This is a genomic window from Rossellomorea yichunensis (genome assembly GCF_032337515.1).
Taxonomy (GTDB): domain Bacteria; phylum Bacillota; class Bacilli; order Bacillales; family Bacillaceae_B; genus Rossellomorea; species Rossellomorea yichunensis.
On record NZ_JAVYAD010000010.1, the window covers coordinates 34,160 to 50,136 of the forward strand.

17 protein-coding genes and 1 other annotated feature are annotated in these 15,977 nt (G+C 42.0%); of the genes, 10 read left to right on the forward strand and 7 right to left on the reverse strand.

Going from position 1 to position 15,977, the window contains the following annotated elements; all coding sequences use genetic code 11:
• Positions 1–7 precede the first annotated feature (7 nt).
• The 3 genes from RSX31_RS21365 to RSX31_RS21375 form a co-directional block, all read right to left on the reverse strand.
• The gene (locus RSX31_RS21365) at positions 8–1,210 is read right to left on the reverse strand and encodes a DUF819 family protein (protein ID WP_148996515.1); all 1,203 of its coding nucleotides are present in this window, start codon (positions 1,208–1,210) and stop codon (positions 8–10) included.
• Positions 1,211–1,467: 257 nt separating this feature from the next.
• Positions 1,468–1,635 (reverse strand): hypothetical protein, encoded by a 168-nt coding sequence (locus tag RSX31_RS21370; RefSeq protein ID WP_187443454.1) that lies wholly within the window; start codon positions 1,633–1,635, stop codon positions 1,468–1,470.
• A 219-nt stretch (positions 1,636–1,854) separates the two neighbouring features.
• On the reverse strand, positions 1,855–2,268 hold the full coding sequence (locus tag RSX31_RS21375; RefSeq protein WP_148971266.1) for a CBS domain-containing protein: 414 nt from the start codon (positions 2,266–2,268) through the stop codon (positions 1,855–1,857).
• A gap of 406 nt (positions 2,269–2,674) precedes the next feature.
• On the opposite strand from RSX31_RS21375, the gene RSX31_RS21380 reads away from it, so the two are divergent.
• From RSX31_RS21380 to RSX31_RS21390, 3 genes are all read left to right on the forward strand, one after another.
• Positions 2,675–2,824: an Lmo0850 family protein gene (locus RSX31_RS21380; RefSeq protein WP_181778163.1), complete on the forward strand. Its 150-nt coding sequence runs from the start codon at positions 2,675–2,677 to the stop codon at positions 2,822–2,824.
• Positions 2,825–2,907: 83 nt separating this feature from the next.
• Entirely contained in the window at positions 2,908–3,189 is a 282-nt protein-coding gene (locus tag RSX31_RS21385) for a hypothetical protein (RefSeq protein WP_315635976.1), read from the forward strand.
• A gap of 166 nt (positions 3,190–3,355) precedes the next feature.
• Positions 3,356–4,255, forward strand: coding sequence for a diacylglycerol/lipid kinase family protein (locus RSX31_RS21390; RefSeq protein WP_315635977.1), 900 nt, complete (start codon positions 3,356–3,358; stop codon positions 4,253–4,255).
• 47 nt (positions 4,256–4,302) lie between these two features.
• On the opposite strand, the gene RSX31_RS21395 is transcribed toward RSX31_RS21390, so the two are convergent.
• The 3 genes from RSX31_RS21395 to RSX31_RS21405 form a co-directional block, all read right to left on the reverse strand.
• Entirely contained in the window at positions 4,303–4,884 is a 582-nt protein-coding gene (locus RSX31_RS21395; protein WP_148996517.1) for a YqaA family protein, read from the reverse strand.
• 657 nt (positions 4,885–5,541) lie between these two features.
• Positions 5,542–7,224, reverse strand: coding sequence for an arginine--tRNA ligase (gene argS, locus RSX31_RS21400; RefSeq protein ID WP_315635978.1), 1,683 nt, complete (start codon positions 7,222–7,224; stop codon positions 5,542–5,544).
• Positions 7,225–7,275: 51 nt separating this feature from the next.
• Positions 7,276–7,480, reverse strand: a binding site (T-box leader).
• Positions 7,481–7,531: 51 nt separating this feature from the next.
• Positions 7,532–8,707 (reverse strand): FtsW/RodA/SpoVE family cell cycle protein, encoded by a 1,176-nt coding sequence (locus RSX31_RS21405; protein WP_148996519.1) that lies wholly within the window; start codon positions 8,705–8,707, stop codon positions 7,532–7,534.
• Positions 8,708–9,165: 458 nt separating this feature from the next.
• Here RSX31_RS21405 and RSX31_RS21410 point away from each other — a divergent pair, with 458 nt between their 5' ends.
• Positions 9,166–9,945 carry a hypothetical protein gene (locus tag RSX31_RS21410; RefSeq protein ID WP_148996520.1) on the forward strand — a complete coding sequence of 260 codons (780 nt, stop codon included), beginning with the start codon at positions 9,166–9,168 and terminating at the stop codon, positions 9,943–9,945.
• A gap of 24 nt (positions 9,946–9,969) precedes the next feature.
• Entirely contained in the window at positions 9,970–10,695 is a 726-nt protein-coding gene (gene sfsA, locus RSX31_RS21415; RefSeq protein WP_315635979.1) for a DNA/RNA nuclease SfsA, read from the forward strand.
• A 43-nt stretch (positions 10,696–10,738) separates the two neighbouring features.
• Here sfsA and RSX31_RS21420 read toward each other — a convergent pair whose 3' ends face one another.
• Positions 10,739–11,230 carry a BsuPI-related putative proteinase inhibitor gene (locus tag RSX31_RS21420; protein WP_315635980.1) on the reverse strand — a complete coding sequence of 164 codons (492 nt, stop codon included), beginning with the start codon at positions 11,228–11,230 and terminating at the stop codon, positions 10,739–10,741.
• Positions 11,231–11,444: 214 nt separating this feature from the next.
• Here RSX31_RS21420 and RSX31_RS21425 point away from each other — a divergent pair, with 214 nt between their 5' ends.
• The 5 genes from RSX31_RS21425 (at position 11,445) to RSX31_RS21445 (ending at position 15,963) form a co-directional block, all read left to right on the forward strand.
• Positions 11,445–12,677, forward strand: coding sequence for an ABC transporter substrate-binding protein (locus RSX31_RS21425; RefSeq protein ID WP_315635981.1), 1,233 nt, complete (start codon positions 11,445–11,447; stop codon positions 12,675–12,677).
• Complete coding sequence (locus RSX31_RS21430; RefSeq protein ID WP_315635982.1) at positions 12,655–13,512, forward strand: ABC transporter permease; 858 nt, start codon at positions 12,655–12,657, stop codon at positions 13,510–13,512. The genes RSX31_RS21425 and RSX31_RS21430 overlap by 23 nt, the downstream gene beginning before the upstream one ends.
• Before the next feature lie 178 nt (positions 13,513–13,690).
• Positions 13,691–14,326: an ABC transporter permease gene (locus RSX31_RS21435; RefSeq protein ID WP_315635983.1), complete on the forward strand. Its 636-nt coding sequence runs from the start codon at positions 13,691–13,693 to the stop codon at positions 14,324–14,326.
• Positions 14,323–15,291, forward strand: a complete 969-nt coding sequence (locus tag RSX31_RS21440) for an ABC transporter ATP-binding protein (protein ID WP_187443735.1) — start codon at positions 14,323–14,325, stop codon at positions 15,289–15,291. Before RSX31_RS21435 ends, RSX31_RS21440 begins: the two co-directional genes overlap by 4 nt.
• Positions 15,292–15,303: 12 nt before the next feature.
• Positions 15,304–15,963, forward strand: a complete 660-nt coding sequence (locus RSX31_RS21445; protein WP_315635984.1) for a TVP38/TMEM64 family protein — start codon at positions 15,304–15,306, stop codon at positions 15,961–15,963.
• Positions 15,964–15,977 lie beyond the last annotated feature (14 nt).

Below are 15,977 nucleotides of genomic sequence, written 5' to 3' on the forward strand. Positions count from 1 at the left end.
ACATAACTTATAATGTCCTGCTTACCCATTCGGCAATCCAGGCACAGGCAACGGCGGCATAAGTCCCAACCACGTTACCTAGTATTCCCATCAATAATCCTACAGGGGCAAGGGAGGGCTGGAATACAGAGGCTACAACAGGAGCCGAGCTTGTCCCGCCGATATTTCCTTGAGATCCTACAGCTACGAAGAATAAAGGAGCTCTCAGTAAGCGTGCCACTAAGAAAATGATGATTACATGAATGGCTAACCATACAATTCCCATTGCAACGTATTGAGGAGAATCCCATACATAAGCAAGATCGGCTTTTGCTCCGATCGTTGCAAGCAGGAGATAAATTCCTGCGTATCCGATTTTACTTGCACCGTAGTTCTCAAGGGTGCGGACCTTAGTAAAGGAGAAGAGGATCCCTACTGCAGAAATGATCATAATCGTCCACGTTCCAGCAGAGAGTACATTTGTGACCGGTAACGTTTCTGAGAACTTTCGTACAACGTAAGCTACACCGAACCCTAAACCAATGATGGCAGCAAGGTAAGGAACCTCGATAGGCTTGGCATTTTTACGCTGAAGTTCTCCCATATCCTCATTTACCTTACGGATGATAGAGTTATCCGCTTTGTTCCATTTATCGAATTTATGTTGGAATCCTGCCAGGGCAATCATGATTCCCATCCAGCTATATCCGACAACGGTATCAACGACAATAATAGGAGAAAGAATTTCTTTCGGTGTACCAGTAGCTTCAATCATGGCAGCCATATTGGCGCTCCCGCCAATCCAGCTTCCTGCAAGTGCCGCTACTCCAGTCCATGCGTCCTCAGGAAGAAACGGCTGGAATATGGCTAAAGCGATGGGACCTCCGATCACGACACCAAGAGTCCCGGCAAGGAACATTGTAATCGCTTTTGGACCAAGCTTTAATGTTGCAGGAACATTTGCTGAAAGAAGCAGCAATAATAATCCCACTGGTAATATGTAAGCCGATGTAAAGTCATATAAAGCCGACTGATCCGGGATGATTCCAAACGTTGTAGATAACATCGGAAGGAAATAAGTCCAGATTAATGGTGGAGCATAATGAAAGAACTTTTGTAAGAAAGGATTCTTCGACTCCCCAAGAATAAACACAAGACCTACTAAGGCAGCTAAATAAGAAAAGATTGCCATAGGTTCTTGAATTAAGATAGTGTCAAAACGCCACCACATAGTAAAACCTCCTTAAAAATAGATAACAAGGTTTACTATAACATTGAAAACGGTTACTATTTAGAATTTTAATAAGTGCTAATCTTTAATCAATACTGAATATAAAAGAAGGGGCATTCAAAGGAACAAGGAGGAGTCACAAGGTCAGTTTGCTCAACAAAAAAAGCCACAGGAATCCATGGCAATGAGTTCAAATGAAGGAAAGATGTATGAATGCTTGTAATGAGGATTTTTAATATAGAAGGATGGGATAAGGATTAATAATAATTCCAGAATCCTAAAGCGAATAATAATATCCCCGTAATCATTGAAATTCCAAATAACATAAATAAGAAATCAAGAATACTGTCGGCGAAGACTCTTCTACGGTTTTCACTTTTAAAATGACGTACTTCCTTTCGATACGATCGTGCAGCACGACTCATAAAAAACCTCCTCCTCAATAAACATCATTTGTATTAACACATATTCGTCACAATCCAAGAAAATCCTTCCTGAAAGTGAAAAATATGCCGACTTACCTATAACCAAGTCGAATGGAGGGACGGACCTTCACTACATCTACAACACAAAATAAGAGGCTATGCAAAGATAGCCTCTCATTTGGATAAAGAAAGCTTAGAAGTGAGTACCTGCAGCCTCAATTAGCGGAGGTTATTTTGAGAAATTCCGCTAAGGGCGCTTCCGGCACTTTGATCCGATTGCTGTTGTACTGCCAAATCCCCCAGAGCCAGCATCCCGACCAGCTGTCCGTTTTCCACGACAGGCAAACGACGGACCTGGTGTTGAGACATTAAAGCGGATGCTTCCTCAACCGATGCATCCGGAGAGATTGTCACGACCTGCTGTGACATAACTTGAGAGACATTTCCCTGTGCACCTTGAGTCAGTCCACGAGTAGCAATATCACGGTCTGTTACCATACCGACAACTTGTCCGTTTTCAACAACGGGGACGGAACCAACATTTCTGGAACTCATTTTAGATGCGACGCTCTGAAGTGAGTCCTGATTTGAAGCGGCTTCCACATTTGTCGACATAATATCACGAACTTGCATGTAAATTCCCCCTTAATCAAATTGGCAGTACAACATTATTATTCGACAAATCCACTCAACTATTCTTAATGGTTTCAGCCATTATTTTCAAATGAGAGGGACGGACCTTCATAGAGTGCTTCTTGGATATCATTTAGTAATAAACATTTGATTAACCCCCCGTAAGATCCTCCTTATCCTGGTATGAGTATAGGATCCAGTGAGAATGTTTTTTCGATGTCCCGGGCGTTTAATTTTCATGATATTAAAATGTGTCATTAGGGACAAAATATTCTAAGAAAAAGTGAGGAAATAGGATTATAGTTTCATTTTTAGGGAAAAGGAAAACCATTAATGATAAAGTGAAACTTTTCTTTAGAATAAACGTACAAATAGGTAACGACATTTTATAAAAGAGGTGAATAACGTGGTAAAGGAGAACGATCGCTTAAAAAAGGTGATAACGAAATTGTCGAACGTTGGTGTTAATATTTCAAAAACGAAATCAAGACGTGAAATTCTTCATTCACTCAAGCAGTATCAGCCATTACCTAAGACGTTAACCCAAGACTATTAAACTTACTCCCCGAGAAATATTGGACAGACATATTCCCCCTTTTTTCACGATATACTAAGTAGTAGTGAAGAGGAGGGGTAGGTATGGAAAGAATGATGTTTGATTTACAGGCATTAAAGGAAATCAGAAAGAAGGCAGATGAAATTTCATACTACTGTATGAGCCGAGATCAACCAGATCCTCATCGTGTAAGCACGGCGTTAGATCAGGTATGCCGTGCACTTGCTATGTTTGCAGAAACGGAAATTCATCGAATGGAGAATCACCATATTCCTTATGACCCCGAAAGTTATATTAAAGGTCGTCTTGGAATTGCCCATCGATCTGTTCTCCAAGTCCCTCAAGAGGATTCCAATACAGCATAGTAAAAGAGGTTGACCCAAGAATTCAAGGGCTTCTAAGTCAATAACATGATAGAAATAAATCAGAAACTCTGAAAGAATTAGGACTGGTCCTTTAAGGATGACATCACTCATCGTTTTGGGTCAGCCTCTTTTTATTTACTACTCTAAAAGTTAGGTGACGATATTCATGACGATGTTTTCGGATATATTGTTGGTCTGTAATGGGAAGGCAGGTCAAGAAACGTTAGAAGTTCTGTTAAAGGATGCCGTGCCCCCTTTATTAGATATCTGCACGAACTTAATTATTCATAAAACGAAAGAGAAAGGCGATGCCGAAAGAATTTGTAAGGAAACGGGTCATCAATATGAACTGGTGGTCATTATGGGTGGTGACGGAACGATTCATGAGGCCATTAACGGATTGGCAGGCTTAGAAAAACGGCCATTGGTAGGCATCCTCCCTGGAGGGACGTGTAATGATTTTGCACGCTCGTTACATATTCCCATGAATATTGGACAAGCTGTCCGACTCATTACCGAGCGTCCTATTGAAAAGGATATCGATATCGTCAAAGCGGACGAGCGGTATTTCAGCAATTTCTGGGGAACGGGGCTGGTCGCAGAGACAAGCGATAATATCGATGTAGGATCAAAGAGTGTCCTCGGAAAACTGAGTTATTATATCAGTGCGTTTCAATCCATTCAGGAATCCCCAATCTTAAATGTAAAGATAACAACTGATAATGAAGTGATTGAAGAGGAAGTGGTGATGCTATTGGCTGCTAACGGACGATCGATAGGCTCTAACCCACTGCCGACCTGCATTGATATGGAAGATGGCTTGATGGATATTTACGTAGTCAAGAAAAGCGGATTTCCGTTATTAAAGGAATTTCTCGTTATCAAAAGTACTGGCAATATCAGCGAACAATATGACGATATTATTCACATACAAGCAAGGGAAGCCCATATCGAACTTGGACAGAATGAAAAGCTTGATATGGATGGGGAATTATATGAAGGAACCAGGCAATCTCTCCAAGTGTTAAATAAGCATCTGCGATTTGTGGTTGGAATGTCAGAATAAAAAGAGAGCAAGGGGGCTTCATTCTCCCTTGCTCTCTTTTCCTATGATTATACAGTTTTCTTTCTCTTCTTTATTATCAGGTATACCAGATAAACGGCGATTAAGACGCCACCAGCCCCAAGTGTGAGAAGTGTAAAGTTCTCTTCAATGAAAGGCTTTGCTTTAGCTCCAAGTGCTAAGATGATTGCACCTTCAAGGAAGAAACGAATTCCTCTTCCGATTATCGACCAGATCACTAATACTCTGATCTTAACACCGGAAACCCCTGCGAAAATCGTGAAGATCTTATAAGGTACAGGTGTAAGTCCTGCGATTAAAAGAGCCATCGCTCCGTATTTATTAAAGTATTCCTCTACTTTTTGAATCCTTTTTTCAGAGAAGAAATATACAAGGATCGGTCGTCCAAGTTTCTTACCGATCCACCAGCCAAGAAGGGCTCCGATAACGGAAGCGATAGTCGTATAAAGTGCATATAGCAGTGCGCTATCCGGATTGGCAATCGCTAATGGGATCAGTAGTACATCAGGCGGTATAGGGAAAAATGATGAGTCAGCGAATGAAACCAGAATCAGTCCCCATACACCATAATCCAGTAACCATGCTTCGAAAGCGTGAAGTAGTTCAGACATAAATTTAGTAATCTCCTTTATTGATCAAGCGTTATTTTTTCAATTTTAATGGAACATAAGAAAGTATATCACTTTTCACAAAAGGAGTCATGAATTATCCTGTAGGGATGAAACGAATTCACGGAAATTATTAACATAAAACCTGCCAAGGCTCTGACAATCAGTGTCTGCTGGATGGTGAGGGGAACCGTTCCGCTTTCCGCGGACGTACGGCCGAGCCTCCTCAGCTTCGCTTCCGGGGTCTCGGCACACACGTTCTTCCGCAGGAGTCTACGCAGTTCCCCTCACCATCTTTAAGAGGTTTTGCGTGACAGAGCTGAAAAGTGTTAATAACAATCTAATTTTTAATAAGACATTAATCTCTACTCACTTTAAAGAGGTTGTTTGCTAAAAGTTTTGTTCTATTGATTTTTTTTAAAGATACATGCTAAGAAAGTTGATTGGAGTGGAAGGGTGCTCGACTCCTGCGGGAATAGCTGGACAGGTGAGACCACGGAGACGTGCCGAAAAGGCTCACCGCCAGCCCCGCGGAAAGCAAGCATCCTGTAGCGGAAATCAACTACTAATTTCCTTCTCTAAGATAACCACAAACTTGGCGAAAAGAGCTTAGCGAAATAATCTATTTCTCGGGAAATAGTGACAGAAAAATTATATATTTTACATTTCTGAAGGAGACTTCATTCCTAATAATCGCAATCCTTCTGCGAGGACTGTCGAAACAGCATGAACCAAGGCTAAACGGGAGGCCTGTTGGGAGTCTTCTGAAATGATTTTAGTTTTTCCGTAATAACGGTTAAAGCTTTGTGCGGTATCGACTAAATATTTGGCAATGGTTGAAGGCGCATAGTGTTTCCACGCTTTCTCGACCACCTCCGGAAATAAGCGTAGCTGTTTAATCACTTCCCAGCTTTCAGCATCGTCAAGCCCCTCAAACGTCAATGGAAGGGATCCACCCGCTTTTCTCAGAATGGATTGAGCTCTGGCGTACGTGTACTGAATGTATGGACCTGTTTCACCTTCGAAGGTCAGCATATGTTCCAGGGAGAATTCAATATCGTTCACACGATCATTTTTTAAATCATGAAAGATAATGGCGCCCACCCCAACATCTTTCGCCACCTCTGAAGCATTAATTAAGTGAGGGTTCTTCTGCTTAATATTTTCTTCAGCCATATGAATCGCTTCTTTGAGAACCTCTTCGAGTAAAATGACTCTGCCCTTTCTGGTGGACATCTTTTTTCCATCTTTCAAATAAAGTCCGAAGGGGATATGTTTCATATCATCCGCCCAGTTAAACCCGAGTTTTTTCAGTACTCCCATCACTTGTTTGAAATGAATGGTCTGTTCCTGGCCAACAACATACAGAGCTTCATCAAAGTCATGCTGACGGTGGCGATAAAGTGCTGCAGCCAGGTCTCTCGTAGCATATAGGGTAGCTCCGTCTGACTTCTTGATAAGGCAGGGCGGGAGATTTCCTTCTAAACGAACGACTTTCGCACCTTCAGAGGTTTCGAGAAGGTCATGAGCCTGAAGCAATGTCACGACTTCATCCATTTTGTCATTGAAGAACGCTTCGCCATTATAGGAATCAAATTCCACTCCGAGCAACGAGTAAATCGTTTTGAAGGCATGAAGTGATTCCTCTTTAAACCATCTCCAAAGCTCCGTTACTTCCGGATCCCCGTCTTCTAATAGCTTAAAGGCTTTTCTTCCCTCTTTCTCAAGTGAGGGGTCCTTTTCTGCTTCCTCATGAAATTGTTTATATAAAATAAACAATTCAGCGATTGGGTTATCCTTCACTTTTTGTTGATTTCCCCACTTATTGAATGCGACGATCAATTTCCCGAATTGTGTACCCCAATCACCGATATAATTGATTTTTTCTGTTGTATATCCGCACTTTTCGGCAATGGTGGCGATGGAATTTCCGATGACTGTGGAGCGTAAATGTCCCATGGAAAATGGTTTCGCAATATTAGGGGAGGACATATCCAATACGATGGTTTTTTGATTTCCAAATTCATGACTTCCGTAATCCTTGCCATTCTCTAATATAGCTGAAACAATTTCTTTCCCTGCTTTCACTCCATCAAATCGGATATTAACATAGGGACCTACTGCTTCCACTTTACTGAAAAAGGGAGAGGAGAGGGCATCGGCAACCTCACCTGCAATGACATGGGGGGCTTTTTTCCATGATCTCGCCAGCTGGAAGCATGGAAAGGCCAGGTCTCCCAAATGAGAATGTTTGGGTGTTTCAATCAACTCGTAAAGATTATTCTTGTTCCAATCGGACAACACATGTGTGAGCGCATCGGCTACTATTGATTTCAAATCCATCATCTACACCTCCTGATAAAATTAAACACAAAAAAACCCGTCTCTATCCAACATAGAGACGAGTTTTAGCTCGCGGTACCACTCTTATTCCCCAAAAGGGCGCTCATTGTATAACGGGAGATCCCGGTTCTTCTCTACTGACTTCAAGAAAAACTTCTCAGAAGTGCGGTTTATCCCAGGCTTCACACCAGGCTTCCACCAACCCCGGCTCGCTTTCGATCCACGTCAGAATTACTCTCTTCATCTTCGAATATGCGTATATAATTACTATTATTTTACACATTCTGGAGACGATTGCAACCTGTAATTAAGAATCTTCTGATGAAAACATATACGTTTTATGGTGGAACCTCATACTGAACACAAGTCCCAGGGCCAGCATATTCCCCATTAGTGAACTTCCCCCATAGCTGATAAAAGGAAGAGGAATCCCAGTGATTGGAAGTAATTGAATCGTCATTCCGATGTTCTGGAACACATGGAATGTAATCATACTGATAATCCCTGCGCATACATAGGCGTTGAACGGTTCTTTTGTGTCTAGAGCCGTTTTCGTCAGATGGTAAATCAACAAGAAGTATAAGCTGATCACGACACTTGCGCCAATAAATCCGTATTCCTCACCAATGACACTGAAAATAAAGTCGGTATGATTTTCCGGGATATATACTTCTCCATCACTGTAGCCTTTTCCGAAGATCTGCCCGGAGCCAATGGCGTTAAGGGAGTTAATTAAGTGAAAACCTTCTAATTTTGCGTAGTTATAAGGATCTAACCAAGCATAAATACGTCCAAATTGATAAGGCTTTACATTTAAATATTTTTCAAGCAGCTCAGGAGCCCAAATCACAAGTGAAAGGATGATTCCCCCAAGCACTCCGATAGAAGCATATATCGGAACGATCAGCTTCCACGTAATACCTGAAACTAAAATGATTCCGGTCATGATGGCTAAAATGACAAGGGAAGTCCCTAAATCCGGCTGCTGCATAATAAAGGCAAGGGGAAGGAGAGTCGTCGCCCCGATTTTCACTAACAATTGAAAATCTGTCTGTAATGTTTTACTTGGATTTAGCTCATGATGATTTGTAATGATTCGTGCAAGAGCAAGAATTAAGAACGTCTTCATAAATTCTGAAGGCTGTATCGAACCAAGCGGTCCAAGCATGAACCAGCTTTTGGCTCCGTTTCTGTAAGGGGCGATGCTTTCCGGTGAGATGAGTAATACTAGCAGCAGGAAAATCCCTGCACCGTATATGTACCAGGCAAGTCGCTTATACTGATCGGAATCAAGGAATAAGGCTCCACCAATAATAATTCCACCTACGACATACCAAAAAGCCTGTCTTATCACAAAGTTTGTCCCATATTGACCTGAAGTCTGGGCACTGCTTATTCCCATAGCACTAACGATAAAAAACAACATTAATAAAAAGAGAAGACCCCAATCGATCTTGTCAGCAAATCGCTGGCGAGTTTCCATAATCAATTCACCTGAATTTCTAAAGATTTCACATTCCTAGTCTAATAGAAATGAAGGGAAATTTCTACTCATGACCTGATAAAATACGGAAGTTCTGACGGGATGTTACAGGCATCAAACGAAATTTGTCGAAATGAATTCAATGATAAAGCCCATGGGAGTGGGATACGACAGAGGAAGAGTGAAAAGTAATACCATTTTTTACATAATTGTGATCATTATTTGTCTTCGGAATATGAGAAGAAAGTGCCGTGGCCTAAAAACCTGACCGCGATTCCTTCCATTCCTATAACCTAAATAGAAATAATTAAAGCCAACGGTCCTGCAATATGACTATTTTCGACAATTACCTGCGACTTTTGTCATCATTTTGAAATGAAATAGAAAAGAACAAGTACCCTACATATTTGCTAAAATAGAAACTACGAGTTGTGCATCGTGTCAATCAGATGGAGGGAATGTTCTTGAAGGCAAATAATCAGGTTAAAGATATCATCTATGTTCACAAGAATACGGATCGTCAGTATGTCGTTTCCTACGGGATCAATTTCAACGAGTTTGCTTCAAATGCCCGAAAACCATTGAAGAATCTACTTCTAATTAAGCATCAGTACGAACATGGCGCTTTTAATATACATACGCATATGGAGTATGTGGAACAGGATGAAATGAAGAAGATCATGAATGATGGGGTTCAGAGCTATGGTGATTTCTGTTGGATTGACTTTGAAGAAGAAGTGGGAGTCGACGAATTGAACGGTCAGGAAATCGCTGAGCTTCTTTATATGGGGCACGTCAAGCAACCCCTGAACCCTCCTTTTTATTCAAAGTTGAACAATCGTTACGCGTATCTTTCCCATGACGATGGGTGGTTTAATAAGATTTATTATCGGGAATTTGAAGACTTCTATCATATGTTAGGAGCAACGGTTTCTTCGAAATTGAGTACAGTCAAAGGCGGAAAAGGCTTATTTGGTATGAAGAAAGAGAAAGACTACCCGATCATCGGTCAGGAAGTGATTCATTCCTTTAGAGACAAATTAAAAGAAGGCATGGTCATTTCGTTGGAAAAAGCCATACTAACGAGAGGCAAGATAGAAATCCCTATATGGGTGATCGGTGATTATTACGATATGGATGAGATGGCGGAAGATTATAAGCAAATCCGTAAATCACCAGCAAACGGATTATTATCCTATGATCGCAAAACGAAAAGCTGGAGTGCTTTACTTCGGTGACGAGGAAAGAAGGAGCGTGAAGGCTTGGTAGAAATTCAGTTTCATGACAACTTGGTTCGAGGGGTGTTTCTCGAGCGCCTCAATCGATTTGTGCTCGAGTGTCAGCTTCCTTCAGGTTCAATCGAGAAAGTTCACTTACCTGACCCAGGCAGACTAAAAGAATTATTGGTGCGGGGGAACCCGATATGGCTTCAGGAATCAACCGACCCTAAAAGGAAAACAAAATGGTCGGCCGTCATGACGTATGATGCTTCTAACGAAATATATGTGTCTTTGAATACCCAATATCCGAATCGGTTAGTGCTCGAAGCCTTACAGTTGGAAGTGCTGGAAGAGCTAAAAGACTGGCGGTTAGAAAAAGCGGAATATAAAGTAGGAAGCTCACGCTTTGACTTCTTGCTCACCCACAAACAAAAGGAACAAAAATTACTGCTTGAAGTAAAAAGTGTCACCATGGTAGTAGATGGAATAGGCAGGTTTCCTGATGCCGTCACGTCAAGAGGTGCAAGGCACATTGAAGAGCTTACACATCTGCAGTCGATAGGAAGCTATCAATCAGCAGTCCTATTTATTGCTCAGCGAACGGATTTGCGCGGAATCACATCCGCTCCTGAAATCGATCCCCATTTTGCCCGGGTCATGAAAGAAGCCGAAGATCAGGGTGTCCGATTTTTCGGAAGAAGCTGTATCGTGACGCCAGAGCGCATTTCCTTAAATGGACCTTTACCTGTATATACAAAAAAGGATTAATCTCACATCCATTATAGCATGTGAAGATTAATCCTTTTTTGATCTACTGATCCACCTGCACTTTTGCTGTAGCTTTATAGTCCCGGTCTCCTTTAGCCGTTAACCAAACGGTCAATGTATAGGTACCGCTCCCGACAATGGGTAGAACAACTTTCTGGGAAAATTCTTCCCCCTGTTTAACGGTTATTTCCTGAATCGCCTGGGTATACATCTTATTTTTTGAGTCCTTATACACTACTTCGCCTTTATCGTTTCTAAGTTCAAAGTCAATGGTTTGTCCTGATGAAAAAACGAAGGTTTTCTCTTGCTCTGTTTGGTTCTTAATCGAATAGACATAGACAACCTGACCGCTTCCCTCTTGTTTCGTTAATGAAGGTTCCATTTCGCCTGCAACAATCCCTTTCTGTACAGAAATATCTTCACCAGCTCCTGAGTTTTTGTCCCCGTTGGACTGACTGCCTTTCTCCTCATCAGTCGTTCCGCAGCCTGCTATTCCTGCCATAAGTATTATAAATAATATGATCAATCGCTTCATGCCAGATCCACCTCCTTACCGTATTAGACAGGGTTTATCCCAAAAGGTTACAAGTGTTCCCGAATATAAGCAAGAAGACACAGGAGGATGTGCTGAACTTGTTTCTTTCTTCCTCTACAAGGGCATAGATTTACATATGTAAGGCAGATTACTTTTTTAAATCAAGAGGTTCAGTACAATAGAATTATAGAAAAAGAACAGAGGAGCAAGGTGTATGAAAAAATGGTTAGCTATTATTAGTGTTATTTCCTTACTATTAGTATCTGCTTGTGGTCCTTCAAATGCAACCGATAGCGGGGGACTTCCCGAAGAAGATTGGGAAACCATCACTTCAAAAGCAGAAGGAACGAAAGTGAATCTCTTCATGTGGGGCGGTGACGATGGGATTAACCGTTATATTGATGACGTAGTTGCTCCCATGCTGAAAGAAAAAAATAATATCGAGTTAAATCGAGTACCTTTGGACACACAGGAAATCCTGCAAAAGCTTCAAACGGAGAAACGGGCAGGGAAAGATAAGGGAACGATTGATATCGTCTGGATTAATGGAGAAAACTTTAAAAACGCAAAGGAAAATGATTTACTGGCAGGGCCTTTTACAGATAAGCTGCCAAACTTCACGAAATATTACGACACAGAAAGTCATGCGTTTCAATATGACTTCGGGACGGAAACAGAAGGATATGAAGCACCGTGGGGAAAAGTTCAATTTGTCTTCTTCTATAACAGTGAAAAAGTGAAAAATCCCCCCTCCAGCTACGATGAATTAAAAGCATTCATGAAAGAGCATCCGGGGAAATTCACCTATCCCAATCCGGCTGATTTCACCGGGAATGCATTTCTTCGACATCTTCTTTATGCTAAATCTGACTCGGATTTAGCTCAGTCTTCATTCAACGAAGGAACAGCAGAGAAGATGGGGGAAGAGGTATGGAAAGAGCTGAATGAAATGAAGCCATTCTTGTGGCGAGAAGGAGAAACGTACCCCGCGACATTAACAGACCTTGATAAGCTATATAGCCAGGAAGAGGTTTGGATGACGATGGGATACAACGAAGCAAGGGCAGAGCATCTGATCAAGGATGGAGTGTTCCCGGAAAACACAAAGTCATTTATTTTAAACGATGTTGGATCGATCGGGAATACTCATTTTCTGGCAATTCCATTTAATAGCCCCAACAAAGAGGGAGCGCTGGTGACCATTAATGAACTCCTCTCTCCTGAAGCTCAATATGAGAAAGTAAAGCCTGACTACTGGGGTGAGAGTTCACCAATTTCTTATGAAAAGCTGGATGGAAAATGGAGGGATAAATTTATGAGCGTCGATCGGGGGGGAAGTGTACTGGAGGCGTCTGTACTCGAAGAGACCTATAGGGGTGAACTGGATGCCAATTACGTGGAATGGTTAAAGGAGAACTGGATCCGTGAAGTGGCAGAGAGTCAATAATACGTTTCTCCTCATTCCCGCCCTGCTCTTTTTCATCTTCATTCCTGGACTTGGGATCGTGCTTGCACTGCTGGAAAGCGTAAGGAGTGAAGGGAATATCACACTCGGGCACTACGTTGATTTATTCGAAGAGAAGCGTTTTATGACATCTTTTCTCTTCAGTTTGACTGTGACTTCCATTTCGACCATTCTATCTCTTTGCATTGGACTCGGAATTGTGAAGTCATTCTCACCTTTACTAAAGGAAAATAAACATAAACTACTTGTATGGATTCCAATGCTGGTTCCCCATTTTGTATGGGCTTATCTCGTCTATTTGCTCTTTAATCAAAGTGGTTTTTTCTCCAATATGTTCGGACTGGCCGGTTGGATCGACGACCGAAGTCAGTTCCCGACCCTGGTCCAGGATCGGAATGGGATCGGAATCATTCTAACGTATGTCTGGAAGGAGGTTCCCTTTGTTACCCTGATGCTGTTACCCGTTTACACGACGCTCTCTAAAAGCTATAAAGAGATTGCTTCTTTACTGGGCGCGGGCTCTTATAAAGCGTTTTGGGTGGCAGAATGGCCATTTATCTTTCCCGTTCTGGTGGAAACCGGCGCGATCCTATTCGCATTCATTTTTTCAGCATTTGAAGTCCCCCAGCTTCTGGGAGTGACGTCACCGCAAATGCTTTCCATCCTTGCTTACGATTGGTTTTACAGTGGCAGCTGGAGTGACCGACCCTTGGCTTTCACGTCACTCGTGTTAGTCGGGCTTGGCATTGGAGTCGTGATGTGGCTCCTAATTTACTTCACAAACAAGAAACGAATGCACATCACAAAAGGAATTTGAAATTAGAGGTGTTCACTTGAGAAAAACGTTATTTTACATCATATCATTTCTTCTTTTTGTGTTTCCCCTCTTATTTTTAGTTTATAAAAGCTTTTTCGGTGTTTGGAGATGGGGGAATCCAGTTCCTGTTGAACCAAATTTAAGGGCGTGGCAGGTGTTAATAAATGAGGGGGAATTCGTGAATTCGATTGGTGCCTCTATCTGGATTGCCATTGTTGTACTGGCGATAAATCTTTTGATTGGCGTTACTTCGGGAAGAGTGTTTTCATTATCGTCGTTCAGAGGGAAATCAATCGTTGAAGCACTTCTTATGTTACCGCTATTCCTACCCGTATTGGTGGTGGCAATCGGGCTTCATATAACGTTCATTCGGTATGGACTTGCTGATCACTGGACAGGAGTGGCTCTCGTTCACTTAGTACCCACCATTCCGTATAGTATCAAAATGTTCAAAGCAGGCTATGAGAGGATCGGTACTAAATTAATCGAGCAATCAGCCATGCTTGGAGGCAGAGCTTTTCAACGCTTTTACCATATTGAACTGCCCTTGCTTCTTCCAAGCATTCGAAGTGTTTTATTCCTGACGATTTTGATCAGCCTGAGCCAGTATGTCCTTACAGCGATTATAGGGGGAGGGAATGTCGTGACGCTCTCGATGGTCTATTATCCTTTTACCGATACGGCAGATGAAGCGGTGATGGCGGCCTTCTCCATCGTGTTCGCCCTCATTCCCATCATACTGTACATCATTCTAGAAGGGTGTTTGAAATTCTCACTCCCTTATCAACATCCAAGAGGGAGGAAGAACCTTTGAGTTCATTCATAGAAATTAATCAGTTAACCAAATCGTTTAAAGATAAAGAGATTTTAACCAACGTTACGTTCTCGTTAAAAAAAGGCGAAATTCTCACATTGGTTGGAGCATCCGGGTCTGGTAAATCAACATTCCTTCGCATTCTCTCCGGGTTAGAGTCTGCGACAGAAGGGAATACGTATATTGATGGGAAAGATATCTCCTCTTTAAAGCCTCAAAAACGCCCCATTGGGATGGTCTTTCAACAGCCATTATTATTCCCTCATATGAATGTCCTGGAAAATGTCATGTACGGGTTGGAAATGAAAGAACGTAACAAAGGGAAAAACAAGAAAAAAGCCATGAACTATATTGAACGAGTAGGCCTCGGAGAAGTGATGCATCATTATCCTTCTGAGCTTTCCGGTGGTCAGCAGCAACGGGTATCCCTGATACGATCTTTGATTTTGAAGCCGAAGCTCTTACTTTTAGACGAACCTTTCAGCAGTCTGGATTTGCAGCTAAGGAAGGAACTGAGGCAATGGGTATGGCAGATTTTTAAAGAAGAAGAAACAACCGTCATATTCGTCACGCATGATCGCGATGAAGCGTATGAACTTGGAGATCGAGTGGCTGTTTTACAGAGTGGCAAATTCTTGCAAATAGGAACACCGGAGGATATCTATTATCGGCCACACACTCCATTTGTGGCATCTTTCATGAGTGACGGACTCATCCTGAATCAGAAACAATTCATTCACGCATCCCACATAAAGGTAGGCCCCACCTTTGCTGATGCTTCCTGGCCAAGATGGAAAGGAACTGTGCTACAAAAGTTATTTGTAGCAGGGACCAACCTCTATGAAGTATGGGTGGATGAACTGGAGCAAAAGCTAAACCTACCCATTGAACCAGAGACTTCTACTGAAGACATCTGGCTTTATGCAGAGGAAGAGAGCATCCAAACGTTTCAGAAAGAGGAATAGGAGGGAAGAAGAATGAAGAAGAAGGAAATCGGTAAGATCCTGTTGTTCATTACCATATTACTGCTCCTCATGTGGCTGAGCCGGAATTTCTTTAACGTAAAGCCACATGACATCAGAGATTGGATAGTGTCCTTCGGTATTTGGGCTCCTATTGTTTTTATTGTCGTCTATACGATTCACCCGCTGATTCTTTTTCCAGCTTCCATCCTTTCATTGGCTGCAGGTCTTGCTTTCGGTGCATTTGAAGGCTTCATCTACATTTTGATCGGAGCTTTAGGTGGTGCAACGGTAGCCTATTATACTGCGAGCTTCCTTGGTGCGAAACTATTGAAAAGACCATCTCCACGTATGATTAAGATCCGCGAGAAGATGGAGGAGAACGGTTTTGTTTATGTATTACTATTACGGCTCGTTCCGTTTTTAAACTTCGATCTCATCAGTTACCTTGCCGGCATGGGGAAAGTGAGATACGTCCCATTCATTTTCGCTACAGCCATCGGGATTTTACCGGGTACGTTTGGGTATGTATTTCTGGGGTCAAGCTTGGTAGGAGAAGATCGAACGAATTTATATATCGCTATCGGCTTTTTCTTGATGATGATCATCGTGCCTTTAATCTTTAAGGAAAAAATGAAAGGCTGGCTGGGATTATCGAGTAAAGATGACAAGTAAAGGATGGGAAACAC

Excerpts from the sequence above, each read along its gene's own strand:
- RSX31_RS21365 (WP_148996515.1), bottom strand. The coding sequence starts at position 1,210 with ATGTGGTGGCGTTTTGACACTATCTTAATTCAAGAACCTATGGCAATC.
- RSX31_RS21370 (WP_187443454.1), bottom strand. The coding sequence starts at position 1,635 with ATGAGTCGTGCTGCACGATCGTATCGAAAGGAAGTACGTCATTTTAAA.
- RSX31_RS21395 (WP_148996517.1), bottom strand. The coding sequence starts at position 4,884 with ATGTCTGAACTACTTCACGCTTTCGAAGCATGGTTACTGGATTATGGT.
- RSX31_RS21420 (WP_315635980.1), bottom strand. The coding sequence starts at position 11,230 with ATGAAGCGATTGATCATATTATTTATAATACTTATGGCAGGAATAGCA.
- RSX31_RS21445 (WP_315635984.1), top strand. The coding sequence starts at position 15,304 with ATGAAGAAGAAGGAAATCGGTAAGATCCTGTTGTTCATTACCATATTA.
- RSX31_RS21390 (WP_315635977.1), top strand. The coding sequence starts at position 3,356 with ATGACGATGTTTTCGGATATATTGTTGGTCTGTAATGGGAAGGCAGGT.
- argS (WP_315635978.1), bottom strand. The coding sequence starts at position 7,224 with ATGGATTTGAAATCAATAGTAGCCGATGCGCTCACACATGTGTTGTCC.
- RSX31_RS21375 (WP_148971266.1), bottom strand. The coding sequence starts at position 2,268 with ATGCAAGTTCGTGATATTATGTCGACAAATGTGGAAGCCGCTTCAAAT.
- RSX31_RS21425 (WP_315635981.1), top strand. The coding sequence starts at position 11,445 with ATGAAAAAATGGTTAGCTATTATTAGTGTTATTTCCTTACTATTAGTA.
- RSX31_RS21405 (WP_148996519.1), bottom strand. The coding sequence starts at position 8,707 with ATGGAAACTCGCCAGCGATTTGCTGACAAGATCGATTGGGGTCTTCTC.
- RSX31_RS21385 (WP_315635976.1), top strand. The coding sequence starts at position 2,908 with ATGGAAAGAATGATGTTTGATTTACAGGCATTAAAGGAAATCAGAAAG.
- RSX31_RS21410 (WP_148996520.1), top strand. The coding sequence starts at position 9,166 with ATGTTCTTGAAGGCAAATAATCAGGTTAAAGATATCATCTATGTTCAC.